Genomic DNA, 20,596 nt, shown 5'->3' with positions numbered 1-20,596 from the left:
GAGTTCGTCGGCAGCGTCAGATGTGCATAAGAGACAGCCCCACACCCTCGCAGGTTCGGCAGGAGGAGCTCGCAACGCTCATGAGCCTTCCGCGCACGACGCGCAGGGCTCGCGCCGCCACCCGCAGCGCGAGGGTGCGCCGCCCTCTCCTGTCGGGTCTCGCCCTGGCCACGGCGTCGGTGGTGGCGGCTGTGGTGATGACCGACACCGCGCCGGAGCGGCCGGGACCCGCGCCCTCCGCGACGTTGGGCTCGGGCAGCCAGGTCCTTCTCGCTGCCGCGTCCCACGTCGAGCGGCAACCGGCCGCCTCCGGCAAGTACTGGTACGTGGTGGAAACGCTCGCCGACCGCCAGAAGGTGCCCGGCAAGAACTACAGCATCGACATCCGCCAAGAGGTGCGGTGGTGGACGGCCGCCGCCAAGAACAGGTACTGGTCGCAGTCGCTGGACGTAGGCGCCCGTCCGGCGACGGAAGCCGACGAGGCGGCGTGGAAGGCGGACGGGTCCCCCATGTCGTGGGACATGAGGGACGTGACCGGGGAGATCGTCACCTACGCCGGCAAGGGCGAGATCGCACACGACGCCCCCGGCGGAATCGCGGACAGCATGCCGATGGGGGAAGTTCCCCTGCGCCTCCTACCCACGCTGCCCACCGATGCCAAGGCCCTCCGCAAGCGCCTCTTCGAACTGGTCGACAAGCACTACAACGGCCCCGAATGGACCCTCGACCGGATCGTCGTCGAGGACGCCGTCCAGCTCGCCACGACCCTGCCGTCCACTCCGGCCCTGCGCGCCGCGGCCTACCGCCTCCTCGCCGCAGAGCCCGGCGTGCGCTCCCTCGGCGACGTCAAGGACCACGCCGGCCGCACCGGCTACGCCGTCGCCCTCACCGCCGAGTACGCGCCCGGCACCGAACGCCGCCTGATCTTCGACAAGTCGACGGGCATGCCCCTCGGTCAAGAGATGGTGTCCACCCGCAGCGGCGACGGCAGAAAAAAGGGCGACCTGCTGAGCTACACGACGTTCACGATGAAGTGGACCAACCAGGCACCGCCGTTCAACACCGACTACAGCGACCCGCCGGCCGACCTGCGCTCCGTTCCGGTCGACGAGTTGGATGTGGAGACGGCTCGCTGATCCTGCCGGGCTTGCTGAGCGGCGGACCCCGGGCCGACGGCCCGGGGTCCGCCGCGTTGATCACTGGGAGACCTGTGCTGCTACAGGCCGGCAGCCGTCCCGGCCGCGTACAGTGTGGCCGCAGCGTTTCCAGGTGGGGTCCTGGAGGGCTTTTTCGAGCAGGTCCTCGACCTCGTACAGGCCGAGTTCCTCACTCTCCCGTTGATCGACGGCTTCTCACACCCGGGCAGACCGGAACGGATCGTAGCCGCACGGTCCGTCACATCTCCCAGCGCACCGCTCGTCACATGAGCCGGCACAGTTGAAGAATCGCGAAGACCAGGAGCGAGACACCGCAGCAGGCTTCGAGCACACGTATGGCCACTGACGGCAGCGCCCTGCGTAGCACCACGATGACCCCCGCCGAGATCAGGCACCACAGCATTGAGGAGGCCATGAACCCGGCGAAGAAGACGCCCAGCGTCGTCGTGCCGCCCGAGCCCAGGATGGCGCCCACCCCACCGGCTGCCCCCGACCAGTAGACGACGTTCCATGGGTTCGCCAGCGACATGCCCGCTCCCACAGCCATGGCCTTGCGGTCCTGTTTGTCGTACGGCTCCGCCGTCGGACCGGGCACCTTCCGCGCGAGTGCGTCGCGTAGGCCCGCTGCCCCCAACCAGGCCAGCAGCAAGCACCCGGTCACCGTGAGTGGCACGCGCAAGGCAGGCACCGCGAACAGCGCCCCCACGCCTGCCAGGCCGAGCACCGCCCAGACGGCATCGCCCACAAGCGAGCCGACCTGGACCGCGAAGGCCGGGCGGAACCCGCCCCGTATCCCGCGTCGCAGGGACTCGCTGAACACCGCGCCTGGTGTCGCGTTGAACACCAGCCCCAACCACATAGCCACCATGAAGATCTCGAACATGGCAGCCACTGTGCGTGGGGTCGGGCCGTCCGGTCTTGTCAGATGTTGATCTGGGACAGCCGACGGTACCGGCCCGGCGTGATGGCGTACGCCGCGGTGAAGTGGCGGTGGAAATGCGCCTGGTCGGCGAAGCCGAGCCCGTGCGCGACGTCGGCGACGGGCTCGCCTCTACGCAGCCGACGCCGCCCCTCGGCCAGCCGGGCCGACAGGTGCCAGGCGTAGGGCGGGGCGCCGGTGGCGCGGGTGAACGTCCGGATCAGATGCTCCCGGGACATGCCTGCCTCGTCGGCCAGCTCGGCCAGTCGGGGCGCGCCGGACAGGTCGGTGCGGAGCCGGTCAAGCACCGCGGCGATCCGGGCGTCAGCGGGCTCTGGAGCACGCGCGCGCCGTCCTGCGGCCAGGTCGAGCAGCCGCGACAGCACCAGCACCAATCGCTCCTGAACCAGAGCAGCGGATTCGGCGGGCGAAGGGTGTCCCTCCGGTGCCAGCTTGCGGAATGCCCTGGCGGCAGCGAGGAACTCGGCGTGTAGGTGCGGAGAACGGACGACGGGCCGTTCGAAGTCGACTGCGGCATCGCCGGTCAGCGATTCCACCACCGTTGCCGGGACGTACCAGCTCACGGCCGCGAAGGACATCTCGGGCGGGACCTGGGTGGTGCACGACTGGACCTGGCCGGGGTTGTAAACGGTGAATTCGTCCAGGCCCACGTCGAACGAGGTGCGATCCAGCCGGACCCGCTCGAGGCCGCAGAGGTTGACGCTGATCACGTACTCGTCGTGGCTGTGCCGCGGGAACCCGCCCGACGGGGGACGCACTACCGCCAGCTGACCTCCGCCCGACTCCATGACCTGCATGCACAGAGGCTACGACACGACGCTAACGTGGCCGGACAGGGGGAGAAACAGTAGGAACTCTGTTCGTTCGCGCAGGCCCGCTGATCGATACAACGGGAGGCGACCTGCTCGGCGCCGCTGTGGCCGGGCCCGCCGACCCACAGGGCCGAGCCGCCGATGAGGGGCCCGGAGGCGGACTTGGGGCCGGAGAGGGGGTAGGGCTTGACCGTGTACAAGAAGGGTGGCGCCGTTCTTGACGGTTGGCGGCCGCGCCGCTGCTGTTGTACATCATTGCACCTTGCCGGAGTTGAAGGCGTCGATGGCGTTGGCGCCGTCGACGCCGGTGTCCAGGCCCGACCCGCTGGTGCAGAGGTCGGCGACGGTGATTCGGGCTGCGGCTCACGCTGTCACTCGTCCGGGGATGTGGTGCGAGGTGTCGGTGGGTTGTGAGGCGGCGTCTAGCAGGGCGGGTGCCGCGGGGCACGCCGGGGCCGCACGGTCGGGATGCCGGGGTGTGGTGCGTGCCGGTGACGGTCTGGCCCTCGTAGCAGCAGGGCCCAGTAGCCGACAGCGGCGCAGACACTGAGAACCGTGCAGGCGGCCCACAAGGTGTCGGGGCCGAAACGGTCGATGACGATGCCGGCGCACAGGGGCGCGGCCATGGTGGCAATGGCCCAGGACAGCGCGTGGATGCCCTGGTAGCGGCCTCGGGCAGTGCTTGTCGAGAACCGTGCGATCAGGCCCATGTTCACCGGCGAGTGCACGATCTCCCCCAGCGTCCACACCACGACGGCGTATTGCGTACACGGCCGCGTCTCCGGCGAGGGCGTTGAGGCCGAAGCCGCCTCCGCACAGCAGCGAGGCCAGGACGAGCAGACGGCCCGGGTTCGAGCCGTCGAGTCTGCGGCCGAGCGGCAGTTGCAGGGCGACGATGAGGATGCCGTTCAGACTGATCACCAGCCCGTACTGGGCCGGGGTGAGGCCGTCGCGGTCCATGGCCACCGGCAGTCCGGCAGTCGCCTGCTGGAACACCACGATCAGGAGGAAGGACAGGCCCACGGCTGCCAGGAACGGCCTGTCCCGCAGCACCGTCCGAAATCCGGCGCTCTTCCCATCGCCCCTTTCCCTTTCGGTGTCCGCTTCCCTTTCGGTGTCCGCCGGGTTGGTCATGGTCTCCGGAAGTCTGACGGCGATCACGAGAGCGGAGAGCAGCGTCGCTGCCGCCTCGATGAGGAACAGCCACCGGTATCCGTGGGAGGAGATGAATCCGGCGCTTGCCGCAGCGACGCCGAAGCCGATGTTGACGGCCCAGTAATACAGAGAGAACGCCCGCATCCGGTCTGCTGGAGGAACCAGGTCCGCCATGACCGTCTGCACCACCGGGCGGGAGGCGCCGCTCGCCGCGCCGGCCGCGCACCCGAGTACAGCGATCAGCAGGGGCTGGTCAGCGAAACCCAGGACTGCGGTCAGCCCGGCCGCCGTCACCTGCGCGACCAGAAGAGTGGTCCGCCGCCCCACTCGGTCGGCCAGCATGCCGCCCACCACAGAGGCAGCCGCGCCGCCCGCTCCGAAGAGCGCCGCGACCAGTCCGGCGAAGCTCGCCGAGTAGCCGCGTTCCGCCGTCAGATACAGGATCAGGAAAGGGGCGACGAAGGAGCCGAGGCGGCCGATCAGAATGCTCGCCCACAACCACCAGAAAGGGCGCGGCAGCCCGGAAGCGGCCTGTCTCATCTACCGGTGGCCGCAGCAGTGTGCGGGGCATCGGCGGCGGAGTGGTCAGCACTCATGGGCGGCAGGTTGCCCGTTGTGACATCGACGAGGTCATGGCGCCATGCGGCTTCGTCGGTCAGAGTTCCGGTCGCCCGGTACCGACGGACATGGGGCGCATCGGACAGGGCCTCGGCAGCTTCGGAGACCGGCACCGGCCAAAAACCCAGCCGTTCCCACACCGGTCCGGCGACTGTGGAGAACAAGTACGCCGTATGCCCGCCCTGTGCGGCCGCTTCCGTGAGAACGCGCCGCGCCAGCCGCCGCGCGGCTCCGCACCCCCGAAGATCGGGGCGGACCGCGACGCTGCGCAGCAGCACGCAGTGACCCTGCCGCTCCAGGCCCACGGTCGTGGCTGGCCCCGCTGCATCCCTGGTGAGCCAGTAACGAGTGCCGGGAGCCAGGACGTCCTGGGGCGAGAGCCCCTGGCCCGCGAGGAAGGCCGTGATCTCCTCCCGGTCCTCCGGCCCCGCTTCGGGCAGCGCCAGCGGCTTGGCGTAGCAGCGGCTGAGCGTCTTGTGCTGGTAGGGCGGATAGTTGGGGATGAGGGTGTAGTCGGCGCGGGTGTACAGCGCGATGGCCTCGGGCTGGTGGACGGCCGTCTCCAGGCGCATCTCGGTGTGGCCGAGGGCGGTGGCGGTGCGCTCGGCCTCGGCCAGGAGGTGAGCGGCTATGCCCCGGCCGCGCGCCTCTGGCGTGACGTACATGCGCTTCAGTTCGGCGGCGCTGTCCGGGAACGGGAAGGGCTGCACGGCGCAGCAGCCGACCGGCCGGCCGTCGGCTTCGGCGAGCAGGAAGCGGATCCCGGGGCTGATGTGGGCGCCGCCGGTGCACGGCTCGTCCGGGTAACGCGCCGTGAGGTCGGCGTCGAGGTCGCGTACCAGCTGCTCGATCCTCGGGTCGTCGGCTGTCACGGCGGTGATGATGAGGTCGGGCGAGGTCACAGGCTTCCGTTCCGTTCGAGGATCAGGTCGAGCTGGGTTTCCAGGACGCGCCGCTGGAGGTCGGGCGGATAGGCGTCCGGGTCGGTCACGGCGTTCAGGGCGAGCCCGTCCAGACAGGCGACGAGGCCGCGTACCCGGATTTGGAGGTCGGCTGGTTCCGGGCGGTCGAGGCAGGCGGCCTGCACCAGACCAGTCAGGCGGCTAATCCAGGAGGCGTGACTGCGGATGTGCTCGGCGAGCAGTGCGGGGTCGTTTCGGGTGCTGAGGAGGAACTGGGACCAGACGGCGGCCTCCAGATGCCGCTCGGCGTCCAGGGGCAGGGCCTGCTCGGCCACGGCGCACAGCGTGTCGCGGGCGTTCTCGCCGACGGGAAGGGTGTCGATGCGCGCCGCCATCCGACGGTGCATCTCGGTGCGGGCATGGGCCAAGAGCGCTTTCTTGTCGGCGAAGTAGTGCGTGACCATTCCCGTGGTGCAGCCCGCTGCGGCGGCGACCGCGCGCAGGGTCAGGCCCTCCAGTCCGCTGTCCGAGACGACATGCCATACAGCTTGGGAGATCGCCTCCCGCCGCTCTTCGTGGTCCACCTGTCTCGGCATCCGCCCGACCTTTTTACATAACAGCTGTTGCGTAACGGCTGATACGTTACCACGGGCGGGTCTTCCTCGGCGGTTTTGTCTGGCGGGCGGGAACCGTGGTCACGTCTTCGTCAGCTTGTGTCCTGAAGGCGCGACCACCGCTCCATTCTGTGAATGGACGGGCTCTGCCGCGGCGCCGCTGTGGTGGGCGCCGTGGGGTGGGTCGGCAGTCATGAGGACTGCGGTGTCCCGCGCCGGCCCGGTGCGGTGGGCGCGCTCGATGGCCTGACCCCAATAGGTTCCGGCGACCATGAGCGACGCACCGAGGGCAGACAGGACGGTGAGCCTTTCGCCGCCGAGGCCGATTCCCACCGTGACCGCCCAGACCGGTTCGGTGCCCAGCAGGAGGCTGGCCCGGCTGGCTGACGTCCGCTGCACCGCCCATGTCTGCGCCAGGAAGGCGAAGAGGCTGCAGAACAGAGCCAGATAAGCGAGCTGAGCCCAGGTCATGGCATCGCTGTGCGCCAGCGTCCCCAGGTTGGACGCGGCGGGTGCCAGAAAGAGTGCGGAGCCGACGAGGGACTGGACGGCCGTGAGGTGCAGCGGGCGCAGAGTGCGGCCCACGGAGAGTCGACCGACGAGCGCGACGTGTCCGGCACGCACCGCTGCGGCGGCGAGCATCAGCAGGTCGCCGGTCCTCACGGTGTGCAGTCCGGTGCCGGACAGAAGGAACCCCACGGCCAGGACGCACAGACCGGCAGCCGCGAAGAACGTCAGAGGCAGCCTGCCGCTGCCACCCGTGCGGTCCAGCAGCGGCGTCAGCACGATGGTCAGGCTGATGATCAGGCCCGCGTTGGCGGCGCTGGTATGTGCCACCCCGTACGTCTCCAGCACCAGGACCGCCGCCTGCGTGACGCCCAGCAGCGCCCCCACGCGGAGCTCGGGGCGGGTCCAGCGTCGGGACGCCCCACGGGAGGCGACTAGAGCGAGGCAGGCGATCGCCGAGATGGCATACCGGGCGAACAGCACCACGAGGACCGGCAGAACGGCGGTGGCCGTCTTCGCCGACAGGTAGCTGGAACCCCAGACGATCGCAACGAGGAGAAGTATCAGGTCGGTACGGCGGGCATCACGCATGCGCCACACGCTGCCCGACCAGGAAACTGAAGCCCAGTGCCAACCTCTGAAACTACGCTGTAGCAGCCCTACACTATTGAGGTGGACGCACGACAATTGCGGATCCTGCGGGAACTGAGAGAGCTCGGCAGCGTCACCGCGGTCGCCGAAGCTCTGCTGGTGACGCCCTCGGCGGTCTCGCAGCAACTGCGGCTGCTGCAACGCTCGATCCCCGTGCCGCTGACCGAGCGCGCGGGACGCCGGGTGGTACTCACCGAGGCCGGACAGGCGCTGGCCGACGCCGCGATCGAGGTGGAGACCGCCCTGGCACGAGCACGGAACGCCGTCACCGACTACGTCGAACAGCCCGACGGCGTCGTCTCGGTGGCCGCCTTCCACAGTGGAGCGGCCACGTTCTTCCCTCTTCTGCTGCGCGGCCTCACCGGCCCGGGCCGCCCCCGCCTGGCGCTCGCCGACGAGGACGTAGCCCAGAACCACTTCCCCCGCCTCACCCGCGACTACGACCTCGTGCTCGCCCACCGGCTCGACCACGCTCCGGCATGGCCGCGCACCGTGACCGCCACCACGCTGCTGCGCGAACCGCTCGACATCGCGGTACCCATCGACCACCCGTTGGCCGCACGGCGCCAGCTGTCCCCGCAGGACGTGGCCGATCAGCCCTGGATCACCGTGCACGACGGATTCCCGCTGCTGGCCACCATCGAGGCCATCGCCACTGCCGCGAACCGCCGACCCGACATCGTCCACCGCGTCAATGAATTCTCCGTGGTCGCCGAGGTCGTGGCAGCCGGCGGCGGTTTGGCACTCATGCCGCGTTGGACGGCGCGTCCCCACCCCGCGGTCGTCCTCAAACCGCTCAGCGGTGTACACACCCACCGCCACATCGACGTACTGCACCGTCCCGAACGCATCGCCCGCAATGCCGTCCGCACGGTTCTCGCCGAGCTGCACCGCGCCGCCGCAGTAATCCAGATCCGGGACGACGAGGTCCAGCCAGGTGCCGACGACCACGGTGAGTGAATGCGGACGCTGAGGAGCAATGCTCGGAACCTGTGGATCAGCCTCGGGTCGAACGCCAAGGGCGTACCTTCCCGAATGATCCTCTGAAGGTCTCCGAGTAGGCCCGCGTTCGCAGCGCGGGTCGGGAAGGCCCGCCCGTGCTCAGCGTAGTCACCGATGACGGCTCCACCCACTCGGGTTCCCTGATCGACGAGATCGTGCGCCGGGTGCCGTCCGCGAGCCGCTCGACCTTGGCCACGGGCAGGCCGTCCAGGTCGAGCAGCAACGTCGTATTGTTGTCAAAGCCCGTGTGTCCAGGTGATCAAGCTGCGTAGAGAACATTCATGATCGCTTACGACCACGGGCTTCCTGCGTCCAGGGCCCAACTCCCCTTCCGCTGACCGTCAGTGACGGTGCGGCAGGACACCCGAGACCAGACCCCGCTCAAGTTCGAAGACCCGAACAAACTCCACACCGCGAAGTGTTTGGAGTTCATGGCCGAGTGAGCGGCGGCGTCACACGGTGACGGGCTCGGGCTGAAGGCGACGGTAGCGGCCCGGTTGAACAGGTGCGGCCTGGAGGGCCGAGAGGCGCCTTGACCAGAACAGCGAAGCCCAGATCAGCCTCCGGCTGACTGCGGCACTCGCGAGCCGGGTGGGCAGTCAAGGAGCGTCGCGAAGAAGTTGGCAAGCAGGGGCTGAGCGTGGTCGCGATCGCTGAGTTCGTCGTGGCCGAACCGGAACACCTCGTAGCCGCGAAACTTCAGGGTGCGGTCACCGGCCATGGTGGCGGCGTACTTCGCACTGTCGGGCTCGGTGCCGCCGTTCCGGGTGTAGTGCTGCATGCCGTCGACTTCCAGCACCACGCGCCGGTTTCCCGGGAGCAGCATGAGGAAGTCCATCCGCAGGTTCTGCATGGCGTGTGCGCCACGTTCGCGGAGGGTCTTGGGGTCCCAGTGCAGCCAGATCTCCGGTAGGAGGGCGGGCACGTCGTTCAAGCGGTCCCGGTTGGCGTGGTGGTAGTGCCAGAACAGATTCTTCAGCCCTGGGGAGTTTGGTGGCAGGGAAGCCTCCGTGGGGCTGTAGAGGGCCCGCGCCGCCTGCTCCTGGTCAGGGATTTTCCGGGTTTCCTGCCACCAGGACAGGAGGTGTTTCCAGAGCAGTCCCTCTTTGCCGACGGGGTGGTCGTAGACCGGCACCTTGTCGTCGCGTTCGGCTACCTCGATGTCGTTGTCGAGGGCGCTGGTGAATCGGATGTCGGGCTTTCCCAGGGTGGCGAAGATGAGGTTGCGCGGTCGGCGGGCGGTGCCACGGCCGTGCTCTACAAGCTGGAACTGAGGGTAGCCGTCTGCTTCTCCGTGCTGGCTCAGCTGGGCGCCCGCTGGGTTCAGGTGCCGGTTGGCCAGTTCGACGAAGCGGCGCTGCACCGGCTCGTCGGGCAGGACTACAGCGGATGCCAGGCCCTCAAGGAAGTGCCCGAAGCGGGGGTACGGTGCTTCGAAGGCACCGAGCTGCTCGAAGAAGTGCTCGGTCGTCCAGTCGTCCGGGAACCGGATCACGTGGCGCTCGATCTGGTTGCGCAGGCTGTTGGTAGTGGTGGTCCACCCGCCGAGTGGATCGTTGTCCAGGTGCCACAGTCGGCCCAGCAGGCCCATGAAGCGGTCCGGGTAGCCGAGGTGGTCCGACAGACCGAAGTCTCTGGCCAGCTCGCGCCTGGTCCGGCTCGGGATCTGCACATGGTGGCGGCCGAGCCACAGAACGGGCCTTGACCCGGAATCTTGGACACGGGCTATGCGGCTTGGGCCAGGGTAGTTGATGTTGTGTCGAGTGCCGCCTCGTAGGCGATGGGACTCCGTTGTCCGAGGTGACAATGACGGCGTCGGGTGTTGTAGCGGTGCAGCCAGCGGAACGCGTCGAGACGGGCCTCGCGTTCGCTGGACCAGTGCTTTCGGCCCTGAAGAGTCTCCCGTTTGAACGTCGCGTTGAAGGACTCGGCGAGCGCGTTGTCCGCCGAGCTGCCGATCGCGCTCATGGACTGGCGGACGCCGGTCTGGCGGCAGGCGTCGGCGAAGGCCCGGCTGGTGTACTGGGCTCCGTGATCGGTGTGTATGACCGCCCCGGAGAGGCTGCCGCGAGTCCGTTCGGCGGCGGACAGGGCCTCGATGACGAGGCCGGTGCGCAGGTGGTCCGCGATCGCCCAGCCGGCCAGGCGGCGTGAGGCGAGGTCGATGACGGTGGCCAAATACAGGAACTTCCCGCCGTCCAGCGGGAGATAGGTGATGTCGCCGACGTACTTCGTATTCGGTTCACGCGCGGTGAAGTCGCGGCCGATGAGATCCGGGGCCTTCGCCGCGGCCGGGTCCGCGACCGTGGTGCGGTGCCTGCGGCGCAAGCGCACGCCCGCCAGACCGGCGGCCCGCATCAACCGCGCGATCCGCTTGTGGTTGACGCGCTCGCCCGCCTCGCGGAGCTCGGCCGTGATCCCGGGAACGCCGTAGGTGCCGTCCGACTCGTGGTGCACAGCCCGTATCCGGGCGGCGAGGCGGGCGTCGGCCGCCTGCCGGACGGCCCGGTCCGCGGCCGTCCGACGCCAGTAACAGAAGCTGGAGCGGGCGATGCCCACGATGGTGCACAGCCGCTTCACGCCGTAACGGCGCTGATGGTCGGCGACGAACTGGAAGCGGTTCACCAGCGCGTCTCCCCGGCGAAATACTTCGCCGCCTTCCGCAGGATCTCGCGCTCTTCCTCCAGCTCACGGACCTTCTTCCGCAGAGCGGCGTTCTCCGCCTCCAACGGCGTCGGCGGCTCGGCAGGCACCTCCGCCCGGCGTCCCCGGGGCCGGCTCGCACCGGCCACTCGGACCCAGTTCCGCAGGGTCTCGGGGTTGATCCCCAAATCGGCGGCGACCTGCCTGATCGTCGCCTCGGGCCGCGACCCATACAGCGCGACCGCGTCCGCCTTGAACTGCGGCGGATAGTTCTTCATGACCACGAGATGTCCGTCCTCAGATCCTCAGGATCCAGTGTCTCGCGTGTCCAGGATCAAGGGTCAAGGCCCCGGGGCCGCACAGGGGACTCAGCCGACGGCCTCCGGGCGGACGAAGCCGGCGAAACGGTCGGCGAACTCCGCGCTGACGTAGAGCTTGCCGTCGTTCTGGACGAACAGGTCGAGGTGCTGGTCGAGCCACTTCGTGAAGACCGGCCCGGTCCGGTGGTCGTCGAAGGCCTGACGGTCCTTCCAGGCCCCAAGGAAGATAATGTCGTTCTCGGCGGGCGGGGGCTTGGAGCCCTCGACGATGGAGGTGTGCAGGCAGTACATCCATGTGTCGGGCTCGTACTTCTGGGTCTGCGTCACCAGTTCCTTGAGTGCGGTGATGGCCTCCTCACGCTTGCCCTCGACGTGCCACCACTTCGTGACGATGGAGATCACCGGCTCTGTCCTCTCATCTGCTGGGCCGTGTCCCGCAGCTTCTTGCGGTCGTCCTCGGTCGCCGCGTAGTGAAACCGGGGGCACAGCGTGTGCTTCGGGCTGCTCGGGATCGGGGTGCGCATCAGGGCGACGGCCCTGTTCTTCAGCGCGTACATGCCGTGGACGGCGAGCGGCAGGGGATCCTTGGACTGCTTGCCGCTGGGTTCAAGCTTGTTCTCGACCTTCTTCTCCGCGCCCGAGAAGGCGAGGTAGACGTCGTCGACGAGTCGCGTGTACGCCAGGTCGAACTCGTTGAGCGCGGCGCCCTCGGGGCCGCCCGTGATGTCGCCGTTCAGCTTGACGAACTGTGCGGGCTGGACGGCGTCGTAGTCGACCAGCAGCAGCGAGCCCGCCGGGGTCTCCCCGGCCGTCTGCGTGCTGCGGAAGCGGCGGCCGGTCTGGAGCTCGCGGAAGCGGGCGTAGTGGGAGTACATCTGCCAGCCGTAGCCGAGCTTGTCCTCGTCGGTGACCGTCTTGGCCTGCTGCTTCATGCGTTCGATCGGCAGGCCCTCGCCCTGGTCCACGATCTTGTTGATCGCCGCCAGGGCGGTCTTGCGGTCCGTCACCTCGATGAGTTCGCCGGCGCCGCCGTAGTACTCGGTGGCCTTCACCTGGCGGGCGCCTGTGAAGTCCGAGTCCTTGCAGATCTTCGTGCTCTCCAGCGCTGCCTTGATCGCGTCGTAGAACATGCCGATGGTGGGGTAGCCGCCCTTGGGGCACTTGATCTTGGCCGGGTCGGTCTCACCGTGGTAGGGGTGCTCGATCCTGACGAAGCTGTCAACGGCCTCGGTCGAGAGCGGGCGCAGGGCGAGCTCCCCGATGCCCGAGACCAGGGGGCTGGTGTACGGGTACACGGGGACCGGGCTCACCTGGTTGCCCCGGAAGGTGACGGGGCGGACGCTCGGTCTCTCGCCGAGGGAGTTGAGGACGTTGGCCGCGAGCGCCATGTGGAGCATCTCCTCCATGACCACGCTGCGGATGGTCTGCGCCGCGTCCGTGTTGGTGCCGTCCTTGATGGAGTACAGGGCGGTGAGGTAGACGGGGATGGTGCTGAGCTCCAGGCCGACGGCCAGTTGCAGGGCCGCCTTGAGCTCCGTGAGGTCCTTGATCGGTTCCGGGGTCCGCGTGGTCACTTGCTCAGCTCCTCGGCGATCTTGTCGCCCGTGCGGAGTGCCAGGGCGGTCATGGTGAGCGTCGGGTTGGAGGTGCCCAGCGTCGGCATGCTGCCGCAGCCGGCGATGAACAGGTTGGGCAGGTCGTGGCTGCGCTGGTGGCTGTCGACGACCGAGGTTGTCGGGTCGTCGCCCATCCGGTGGGTGCCCACGACGTGCCCCGCGCCGCGCACGCAGTAGGTCTCGCCCTCGTACTGCACCACTGAGGCGTCGTCGGCGTCGTAGTGGCTGTAGTCGCCCGTCTCGTACGTGGGGCGCCGGCGTTTCTCCGCCATACCGAGCTGCGCGAACAACTGCCTGCTCGCCTCCGCCGCCCAGGGGAGCGACGCCTTCACGTAGTCCGAAAGGTCGTACTCGATGACCGGCCGGTACTTGTTCAACGCGTCCCTGTACCGGTCGTCGATGGTGACCCGGTTGCGTGCCTCGGGGTCCTGCTCCAGCTCCCAGGCGATCCGGAACTGGCGGGGCAGGATCTCGCCGAGCCGCTTGCGCAGCGCCTTGCCGTAGAACTGCGCCTTGCCGTCCTCGCCGCCGCCGACCAGGTCGAGGACGGTGGTGTACGGGGTGTTCTCCGGGAAGTTCCAGCCCCAGTTGCCGATCTCCACGCGGAAGGCCGTGCGTGCGTCACGGAAGTCGCCGTCGCGGAACGAGGGGATGCCGGAGGTGGACCCGGGACCTCGGTAGGCGCCGACATTCTCCGGGAGCAGGCCCCAGGTGAGCAGCAGCGGGTGGTCCATCAGGTTCCTGCCGACCTGGTCGCTCCGGTTGGCGGCGTTGTTGGATGCGAGCAGCAGGGTGGCGTTCTCGATGGCGTTGGCGGCGAGGACGTAGGTGCGGGCGGTCACCGTGTGGTCCGTCGGCTTGAAGCCGTCGTCGTAGTACGTCTTGTACGTGAGGCCAGTGACCTTCCCGTCGTCGTGCATCACCTCCGTGGCGACGCACTGGCTGCGAATGTCGACCCTGGCCCGCTGCCCTTCCTTCTCCCCCTCCTTCAGCTGGTAGGGATACCTGACGATCAGCTCGTACAGCGTCTTGAGCGCGTTGTACTTGGCCTGCACGGGGCAGATCGGGATACAGCTGGAGTTTCCCTCGCAGCGCTGGCCCCGGTCGGCGTTCCCGGCGGCGCCGACGACCTTGTAGTCCGGCGTGGTAGGGGTGGAGTTGCGGGCGACCGGGGTGTTGCTGATCCGGATCGTGAACTCGTGGTCCGGTTCGTCCCGGTCCATACCGGGCAGCGTGATCGTCATGCCGTCCACGTGCTTGGCCAGGTACTGGTCGAGGTAGCTGGAGGGGATCTCCTCCATGGGGAAGTGGTAGACCCCGTTCTTGAACTTCTCCAGGTTCTTGCTCCGGAAGTACTTCTTGGGGTCGTCGTCCTCGATGCCCGGGTAGTACTGGTGGTCCACGTCCGCCGCGACGCCGATGACGTCCCACTCGGCGCGCTCGTAGTACGGCTTCAGGTCCTCGTAGCGGATCGGCCAGTCGACGCCCCGGCCGTACGTCTCGTTCATCCGGAAGTCGTTGGGCAGCATCCGCAGGGTGGTGCCCAGCCAGTGCAGGGTGGTGCCGCCGAGCGAGCGGGCGTAGTCGCTGCCGAAGGGCATCGGGCCCTTCTGGACGAAGTACCCCTGGTCGCCGATCTTCGGCTTTCCGTGTGCGTCCTTGAGCGGCCTGATGTCCAGCACATCCGGCTGCGGCGCCGAAGCGCTCGCGGGATACGGAGAGTTGGGGACCTTGATGAGCGCCTCGTGGTACGCCTCCACGTAGGTGTCGTACTTGTCGGCGCTCAGGGCCGTGGCCCGGCCGGCCTCCAGGATCAGGATGCGGGGGAACTTCTTGTTCTTGGCGGACTGCTCGACGACCGTCTTGGCGATGGCGGCCCCGGAGATGCCGCCGCCGACGATGACCAGGTCGTAGTCGGGGTTGCTCATGGTTCTACCTCGGGTTCACGGGGTCGGGTTCAGCAAGGACGGCGGTTCGGCCCAGGAGCCGTGGCCCGGCGGCTTGCCGCCCATCGGGTGGGCTCCGGCGGCGACCCAGACCAGGCCCTCGCGGTAGCCCTGGCCGGAGACGACGTGCCCGACGTCGTCCGCGGTCGATCCGAACAGGTCGCGGTAGACGGCGGGGAGCGGATACCACATGCCGAGGTACCAGAGCTTGATGAGGCTGACGGCGACGGGGCCGAAACGCGGGCTGTCGATCACCGCGGGCCTGAAGGCCGTGCCGTTCATCTTCTCCGTGCGGTCCTTGTCCAGCGCCTCGGAGGCGAACCGCAGCAGCTGACCGGCCTCGCGTTCGCCGATCATCCGCAGCAGCGTGTCGTAGTACGTGTCGATCATGCCGGTGCCGGCAAGCTCCGCCCGGTCGAAGCCGGTGAGCTCGACGGAGAGCTCGGCGAAGATCTGTTTCGGGGTGGGGGGTGTGCTGTTGCCCATACGGGTGCTCCCGTGCGGTCGTGTCGGAGGGTGCGGGTGTGCTGGGGTGGGTCAGACGAGCGTCCGGTTGAGGGGGCTGAGGTCCAGCGGGCGGGAGACGTCCGGCTCGAAGGCGGAGTCGACGGACTGCTGGAAGCGGAAGAAACCCGTGGGGTCGGCTTCCTTCTTGATCTTCTGGAGCCGTTCCAGGTTGTCGCCGTAGTAGGCCTTGGCCCAGCCCTTCTGGAGCGGGTCGATGTAGTTGACGTAGGCGCCGTGGAACTGCGAGCTCAGCGCCTCACCGAAGTCGTACGCCCATTCGACGTTGGCCCGGGTGTCGGCCGGGGCGTTCCAGATGGACTTGAGCTCGAAGATGAAGCGCTTGTCGCGGTGCGGGTAGGCGCCCAGGTCGGGGCAGTCCGGTTTGAGGACCTTGCCCTGGCCATGGGTCCATACCACGAAGCTGTCGGGCGAGGGCGCGGTGGCCATCGCATGCTGGACGGCCTTGACCATGTCCTCGGTCCAGCCCGGGTCGCCGATCATCCCCGAGCGGATGTACGCCAGCCGGTCGCCGACCAGGGTGGAGCGGCCGATGGCCATCTCCAGCGCCGGGAGCGGCACCGAGTGCAGCTGTACGTCGAAGGGGTTGAGCCTGAGCATCGGCTGGAGCAGGTCGATGCCGTCGGCGTAGGCGCCGTTGTACACCGGCGTAATCCGGAACGCGGGAATGCGACGGGTGGGCTCGGCGGGGTCGGGCTGGAGGCCAGCGTACCCGTAGGCCGCCATCGCGTCGGGAAGCTTCTTCGTCCAGGCGTCGTAGGCCGCGATCACCTCCTCGGCGCGCTCCAGCGGGTAGGAGATCTGGCCGCCGAGCACTGTGGCCGCCGCCGGGGTGTGCAGTTGCAGGGTCATCTCGACGGCGACCCCGAAGTTGCCGCCGCCCCCGCCCCGGCACGCCCAGAACAGGTCCTTGTCCCGCTCGTCCGTGGCGTCGGCGGTCAGGGTGCGCAGGGTGCCGGCGGCGTCGACGAGCTTGATCTCGGTGACGTTGTCGCAGCCGAGCCCGTAGGAACGGGAGACGAAGCTGTAGCCGCCGCCCTGGAGGAACCCGGGCAGTCCCACGGTGAGACAGCCGCCGCCGACCGGGATCAGCGGGGCGGCGCCGCGGGCGACGTATCCGTAGACGTCGTTCCAAGTGGCGCCCATCTGCACGGTCAGCCGCTGCTGGTCCGTGTCCAGCCGGATCCCCTTCATCAGGCCGAGGTCCAGGACGATCCCGCCCCGGTTGAGGCAGTACCCGGCGGCGCTGTGTCCGCCGCCGCGCACCGTCATGGGCAGCTTGGTGTCCTGGGCGAAGAGGATGGCCTGGCGGATGTCGGCGGTCGCGTTGGCGCGGATGACCAGGGCCGGCGGCGTGCGGGTACGGCCGTTGTCGATGGCGACGACCTCGTCGTACGCGGGGCTGCCGGGCTCGCAGACGTAGCCGCTCAGGCGGCGGGCGAGGGCGTTGACGGCGGTATGGAGGCCGGTCACGACGCCTCCTGCACTTCGCCGTAGGCCCGCAGGGCGCTCAGGCTCGGAACGAAGAAGTACTCGCCGCCCTTCATGGTCACCCACGGGCCGAGGAGCCGTAGGGCGAAGGTGTGGCCCACCACCGACGGCGGGTTGGTCGAGAAGTCCAGCTCGTTGCGGGAGCCGTAGAGCTTGGGCCAGTGCCCGGCGAGCGTGTCGTCGTCCGGCTGGTCCTGCTGGATCTGACCGATCACGGGGTCGAGGCCGCTGTGCTCGCGCAGGAAGTTCCGGTTGTTAGCCCACTGATTCTGGATGAACTCGAACTGGTCGGCGATGCTGCTCTGCGCGCACAGGAACAGCAGCCCGACCTTGTCGTCCGGGCCCGGTTGCAGGGTCACCTTGCCGTAGCTGATCGCCCGGCGGACGATCCGCACGGTCCGCTCCTGGGTGAGGGGTTGTCCGAACTGACGCTGCTTGTCGCCCCGCGGGTTGGACTTGCGGACGTGCGCCTGGAAGGGACAGCGGACGCCGTCCGGGTCGGCGTCGAAGGTGAAGTTGTTCGGCAGGGACCCCAGGCCCGCGACCCCGCGCTCCACCACAGGGGTGCCGTCCTGGAACCGGCCGACCATGTAGGCGCCGGCCAGGGCGATGTCCTCGGGCGTGGGGGTGGGCGTCTTCGGGTGGGCGAATTCGGCGATCTTCTTCGCGAGGGCCATTTCGTCGTCGCGGAAGCCCTCCACGTTCTGCTCCAGCTTGCGGTACACGAAGTACGAGCCGTAGCCGGTGTCCTTGCCCCCCGGGTCCTTGACCAGCACCTGGTCGAGCGGGGCGCTCGGGTCGTACCGGTCGATGCCGCCACGCCGGGTCCGGGCGTTGTCGATGTCGCGGGCGTAGAACAGCGGCTGGCTGACCCCGTCGACGAAGCCGAAGTGCTCGCGGACGGGGGCGGAGGGGTCCTCCTCGCCGTCCGCCTTCAGCCGCATGGCGGTGCCGGTCTCCTCGCCGACCCTCAGACAGAAGCCCTGGAGCAGCTCCTTGAGCTGTGTCACGACGGATTCCAGACGGTCCGCGACGTCGTCGGCGACGATGACGAGGGCGTGCAGGGGGACCGTGAAGTTGTCCTCCCAGTCCTCCACCGGTGGGTCCTGGAGGACGTCCACTCGCGCCTTGGCCCCGGCGAGGAAGGACGGGTCGTCGGGCATGTACCGAGTGTCCAGCTTGAGGGCCCGGTAGCCCTCGGCCGAGACCATGACGCCGACGAAGACCGAACTGGCAGAGAGGAGCAGCGCGGCGACGTCCTTGTCCGTGATCGCGCCATTGCCGTGAATGGTCGCCTGCACGTCCCGGTAGGCCTTCGCCTCCTCCCACTGCTGCAGGGCCGTGGTGATGAGGTTGGACTCGACCAGGCCTGACAGGAATTCCCGGGCCTTGCGCCGGTGCTCGGGGGTTTCGGTGTCGAAGGTGATGAGCAGATGGCTGCTGTGGTCGCGCCCGTGGCTCTTGAGAATGTTGCCCTGCATGTCTTTCAGGGCATCCTGTAGAGCCCCCACTGTGTTCCGCGTCGGATCGATCTCGATATCGGGATCGATGGCAGTTTGCTTCAGATCGATTGCCATACCTCTCATTCACACTAAATGGGACGCATTCAATCATGTTCACATCCATACCTTTGGCATATGCGATCGGCATGGATGGTCGATGGCCTGTATGAATGACCATCGCGAGGCGACGCGCGCGCCTCGAAAGCGTTCACCCGCCCGGACTAGTAGCGCTTGGTCAGCTTCGTATCGGTGGGTATGTCGCGGTGACAGGTGAAGCAGGTGCCGGCCCAGGCGGCGAGGAGAGTCTGCAGTTCGCGGACGACTCGGTAGAGGCTCAGACCTGCGCCGCGTCTTTTGGGTCTCGCGCCAGCCGTTGGAGGGTGCAGAAGGCGTGGGCGGCGGAACGCAGGACACCCCTGATGAGACTGTTCGCGGCGATCGTCTATGTCCTGGTCAGCGGCTGCGCCTGGCGCCAACCGCTCCCCTGCTTCGGGATATCCAAGTCGACGGCCCACCGCAGGTTCCTGATCTGGTCGAGAGCCGGTGTTGGGGTCGACTGCATGAGGCCGTGCTGCACCGGCTCGACGACGCCGGCCTCCTCGACGTCACCCGCGTCGCTCTCGACACCGCCCACGTCAGGACTAAGACCGTGTCCTACGTGGTGAGGCGGACGAGTCGCTTGTAGCAGCAGAGGGCGGCGGCGAGTCCGAGGTAGTTGCGGGGATTGCGTTCGTAGCGGGGGCTCAAGCGTCGGTAGCCGGACAGCCAGGACATCGTCCGCTCGATGACCCAGCGGCGTCGCCCTAATCGTTCGCTGGATTCGATGCCTTTGCGGGCGATGCGGACTCCGATGCGCTTCCATCTGAGCCATCTGCGCGGGTCGGCGCAGTCGTAGGCTTTGTCGGCGTGGAGGCGCTGGGGCTTGAAGTAGCGGCCGTTGTGGGGGTCGTGTCTCGTTTGGTGACCCTCGACCATGGGCTTGAGCCCTTCGCTGTCGTGGGTGTTGCCGGCCGAGATGCCGACGAGGAGGGGCAGTCCGTTCGCGTCCGACAGGATGTGCATTTCGGAACCCGGCTTGCCCCGGTCCACGGGGCTCGGACCTGTGTGTTCGCCCCCTTTTTAGAACTCCGGGGCTCCCGTCACATCCCGCCCAGTCCTCACTCGGTAGGAGATCCGCAGCCCTTCAGGCCCGGAAGCCCGGATGCTGCCCCAAGGAATGGTCTGCCCGAACTTGAGCCCTGTGAAGTTGGCGTCGTCCACCACATCCAGCTTCACACCATTCAGGCGCCGACTGAGAGTGAGGGTATCGCGGGGTTCCTTGATCTCGACCGTGCACTGCCTGGACACGGCAACGTCAAGCACTTCGAGACCGCTGTGTCCAATAGTGCGAACTTTGTCACGGACCGCCATAAGGAGTCCTTTCGTTCCGGCCCTGCAGGCAGACAAGAGGTATCCCTGAGCCTGCACGCCGGCTGGCGGCAGCGCCCACCCGGACACACGAACGGGTGACAGTCACCGAGCGGCCGCGCCGCAATCCCCGACGTACCGGTGCAGTAATTGCCACCCCTGGAAGGCGCCATGTGCCCTTCTCCGCCGCCCGACGAGGGCGCCATGCAGCTGCGACAACCGGGGCTTTCGGCGTTGGCTCTGCGGCGGCCGGTTTCACAGCGGGCTGCCAGCGGGACCCACCCTGGGCCATGACCCGGGTGTGAGGCTTCAACGGGGCACACTGAGAGCAGACTTCGGCGACCGTCCACACCGGCCCCACGGCCGGATCATGCCGCAGGGCCAGGACCGGTGGCACCGCTGCGCCCGGCACTGGCAGGCAGCATCGGGATGCACGGTCGCAGCCTTGGCATGCGCAAGCGCGTGGGCCTCAGCGAGCCGGCGGAGGCCACGATGTCGCGGGAGCGCGGCGGCATACGGCAGGCCGCCGAGCAGGTCACCGACGCCGTCCGGTCATTGAGCCTCTTTCATCCTGTGCTGGAGGGTGAAATGGGCTGGTCAGCGGGTGTGGTGACGAGGCAGGGCCCCTCGTCGTTGGTGTGGTGATTCCACTCAACACACCGGTGACCGAAGGGGCCCTGTTGGTTCCGTATCCTGCCACGCTCGACGTCCCGCATGAGCTCGTCGAGCATGTCGCCTGGCTGCTGTACGAGCACCGCCAAGCCCGCAACACCCGCTGGCGCAAGCTC

17 protein-coding genes and 4 pseudogenes are annotated in these 20,596 nt (G+C 68.2%); 5 read left to right on the top strand and 16 right to left on the bottom strand.

Annotation, left to right across the window (positions count from 1 at the left end; translation table 11 throughout):
* Window positions 1-1,136: CU044_5270 family protein (locus C1J00_RS48555; protein ID WP_342751717.1), on the top strand; the 1,136-nt coding region annotated here is incomplete at its 5' end.
* Between the two features lie 283 nt (window positions 1,137-1,419).
* Here C1J00_RS48555 and C1J00_RS17565 read toward each other — a convergent pair.
* From C1J00_RS17565 to C1J00_RS17540, 7 genes and pseudogenes are all read right to left on the bottom strand, one after another.
* Window positions 1,420-2,040: a LysE family transporter gene (locus C1J00_RS17565; RefSeq protein WP_102910022.1), complete on the bottom strand. Its 621-nt coding sequence runs from the start codon at window positions 2,038-2,040 to the stop codon at window positions 1,420-1,422.
* Window positions 2,041-2,078: 38 nt separating this feature from the next.
* Window positions 2,079-2,894, bottom strand: coding sequence for an AraC family transcriptional regulator (locus tag C1J00_RS17560; protein ID WP_102910021.1), 816 nt, complete (start codon window positions 2,892-2,894; stop codon window positions 2,079-2,081).
* 437 nt (window positions 2,895-3,331) lie between these two features.
* Complete coding sequence (locus C1J00_RS48100; protein WP_369333486.1) at window positions 3,332-3,619, bottom strand: MFS transporter; 288 nt, start codon at window positions 3,617-3,619, stop codon at window positions 3,332-3,334.
* 322 nt (window positions 3,620-3,941) lie between these two features.
* Window positions 3,942-4,604 (bottom strand): annotated as a pseudogene (locus tag C1J00_RS48095) (MFS transporter); the annotation flags it as partial.
* Window positions 4,601-5,584 carry a GNAT family N-acetyltransferase gene (locus C1J00_RS17550; RefSeq protein WP_102910019.1) on the bottom strand — a complete coding sequence of 328 codons (984 nt, stop codon included), beginning with the start codon at window positions 5,582-5,584 and terminating at the stop codon, window positions 4,601-4,603. The gene C1J00_RS17550 and the pseudogene C1J00_RS48095, both read right to left, overlap by 4 nt.
* A complete protein-coding gene (locus tag C1J00_RS17545; RefSeq protein WP_102910018.1) occupies window positions 5,581-6,180 on the bottom strand; it encodes a TetR/AcrR family transcriptional regulator in 600 nt (199 codons plus the stop codon). Before C1J00_RS17545 ends, C1J00_RS17550 begins: the two co-directional genes overlap by 4 nt.
* 99 nt (window positions 6,181-6,279) lie before the next feature.
* Complete coding sequence (locus tag C1J00_RS17540; RefSeq protein ID WP_102910017.1) at window positions 6,280-7,296, bottom strand: DMT family transporter; 1,017 nt, start codon at window positions 7,294-7,296, stop codon at window positions 6,280-6,282.
* A gap of 81 nt (window positions 7,297-7,377) precedes the next feature.
* Between C1J00_RS17540 and C1J00_RS17535 the strand changes: the two genes are divergently transcribed.
* Complete coding sequence (locus tag C1J00_RS17535) at window positions 7,378-8,316, top strand: LysR family transcriptional regulator (RefSeq protein ID WP_102910016.1); 939 nt, start codon at window positions 7,378-7,380, stop codon at window positions 8,314-8,316.
* Between the two features lie 598 nt (window positions 8,317-8,914).
* Here C1J00_RS17535 and C1J00_RS17530 read toward each other — a convergent pair.
* The 8 genes from C1J00_RS17530 to C1J00_RS17495 all read right to left on the bottom strand — a co-directional run bounded on the left by C1J00_RS17530 (window position 8,915) and on the right by C1J00_RS17495 (window position 18,380).
* Window positions 8,915-10,030 carry an AbiJ-related protein gene (locus C1J00_RS17530; RefSeq protein ID WP_245936381.1) on the bottom strand — a complete coding sequence of 372 codons (1,116 nt, stop codon included), beginning with the start codon at window positions 10,028-10,030 and terminating at the stop codon, window positions 8,915-8,917.
* Between the two features lie 53 nt (window positions 10,031-10,083).
* Window positions 10,084-11,285 (bottom strand): IS3 family transposase gene (locus tag C1J00_RS17525; RefSeq protein WP_102910015.1). Its coding sequence is split into 2 segments (ribosomal slippage): window positions 10,084-10,994 and window positions 10,994-11,285, totalling 1,203 coding nucleotides; the frame shifts between segments, so codons are not numbered across the junction.
* An 84-nt stretch (window positions 11,286-11,369) separates the two neighbouring features.
* Window positions 11,370-11,723, bottom strand: a complete 354-nt coding sequence (locus C1J00_RS17520) for a putative quinol monooxygenase (RefSeq protein WP_102910014.1) — start codon at window positions 11,721-11,723, stop codon at window positions 11,370-11,372.
* Window positions 11,720-12,895, bottom strand: coding sequence for a ferritin-like domain-containing protein (locus C1J00_RS17515; RefSeq protein ID WP_180989582.1), 1,176 nt, complete (start codon window positions 12,893-12,895; stop codon window positions 11,720-11,722). The genes C1J00_RS17520 and C1J00_RS17515 overlap by 4 nt, the downstream gene beginning before the upstream one ends.
* A complete protein-coding gene (locus C1J00_RS17510; protein WP_102910012.1) occupies window positions 12,892-14,865 on the bottom strand; it encodes a GMC family oxidoreductase in 1,974 nt (657 codons plus the stop codon). Before C1J00_RS17510 ends, C1J00_RS17515 begins: the two co-directional genes overlap by 4 nt.
* 15 nt (window positions 14,866-14,880) lie before the next feature.
* Window positions 14,881-15,369: a hypothetical protein gene (locus tag C1J00_RS17505; RefSeq protein ID WP_102910011.1), complete on the bottom strand. Its 489-nt coding sequence runs from the start codon at window positions 15,367-15,369 to the stop codon at window positions 14,881-14,883.
* Between the two features lie 51 nt (window positions 15,370-15,420).
* Window positions 15,421-16,881: an FAD-binding oxidoreductase gene (locus C1J00_RS17500; RefSeq protein WP_146046202.1), complete on the bottom strand. Its 1,461-nt coding sequence runs from the start codon at window positions 16,879-16,881 to the stop codon at window positions 15,421-15,423.
* On the bottom strand, window positions 16,878-18,380 hold the full coding sequence (locus C1J00_RS17495) for a Dyp-type peroxidase (RefSeq protein WP_102910009.1): 1,503 nt from the start codon (window positions 18,378-18,380) through the stop codon (window positions 16,878-16,880). The genes C1J00_RS17500 and C1J00_RS17495 overlap by 4 nt, the downstream gene beginning before the upstream one ends.
* Window positions 18,381-18,795: 415 nt before the next feature.
* Between C1J00_RS17495 and C1J00_RS17490 the strand changes: the two are divergent.
* Window positions 18,796-19,047: pseudogene (locus tag C1J00_RS17490) on the top strand (transposase); the annotation flags it as partial.
* Between the two features lie 8 nt (window positions 19,048-19,055).
* On the opposite strand, the pseudogene C1J00_RS17485 reads toward C1J00_RS17490, so the two are convergent.
* Window positions 19,056-19,520 (bottom strand): annotated as a pseudogene (locus C1J00_RS17485) (IS5 family transposase); the annotation flags it as partial.
* Between the two features lie 678 nt (window positions 19,521-20,198).
* On the opposite strand from C1J00_RS17485, the gene C1J00_RS45305 reads away from it, so the two are divergent.
* The gene (locus C1J00_RS45305) at window positions 20,199-20,453 is read left to right on the top strand and encodes a hypothetical protein (RefSeq protein WP_180989581.1); all 255 of its coding nucleotides are present in this window, start codon (window positions 20,199-20,201) and stop codon (window positions 20,451-20,453) included.
* Window positions 20,447-20,596 (top strand): annotated as a pseudogene (locus C1J00_RS17470) (IS5/IS1182 family transposase); the annotation flags it as partial. The gene C1J00_RS45305 and the pseudogene C1J00_RS17470, both read left to right, overlap by 7 nt.

Source organism: Streptomyces cahuitamycinicus, from assembly GCF_002891435.1.
GTDB classification, from domain to species: Bacteria; Actinomycetota; Actinomycetes; order Streptomycetales; family Streptomycetaceae; genus Streptomyces; species Streptomyces cahuitamycinicus.
Note: the sequence above shows the minus strand (reverse complement) of the source record. Positions and strands in the feature narration are given on the sequence as shown.

Bases quoted from the DNA above. Each gene is read 5' to 3' on its own strand.
- C1J00_RS17565 (WP_102910022.1), bottom strand. From the start codon at position 2,040: ATGTTCGAGATCTTCATGGTGGCTATGTGGTTGGGGCTGGTGTTCAAC.
- C1J00_RS17560 (WP_102910021.1), bottom strand. From the start codon at position 2,894: ATGCAGGTCATGGAGTCGGGCGGAGGTCAGCTGGCGGTAGTGCGTCCC.
- C1J00_RS48100 (WP_369333486.1), bottom strand. From the start codon at position 3,619: ATGGGCCTGATCGCACGGTTCTCGACAAGCACTGCCCGAGGCCGCTAC.
- C1J00_RS17545 (WP_102910018.1), bottom strand. From the start codon at position 6,180: ATGCCGAGACAGGTGGACCACGAAGAGCGGCGGGAGGCGATCTCCCAA.
- C1J00_RS17540 (WP_102910017.1), bottom strand. From the start codon at position 7,296: ATGCGTGATGCCCGCCGTACCGACCTGATACTTCTCCTCGTTGCGATC.
- C1J00_RS17510 (WP_102910012.1), bottom strand. From the start codon at position 14,865: ATGAGCAACCCCGACTACGACCTGGTCATCGTCGGCGGCGGCATCTCC.
- C1J00_RS17505 (WP_102910011.1), bottom strand. From the start codon at position 15,369: ATGGGCAACAGCACACCCCCCACCCCGAAACAGATCTTCGCCGAGCTC.
- C1J00_RS17495 (WP_102910009.1), bottom strand. From the start codon at position 18,380: ATGCAGGGCAACATTCTCAAGAGCCACGGGCGCGACCACAGCAGCCAT.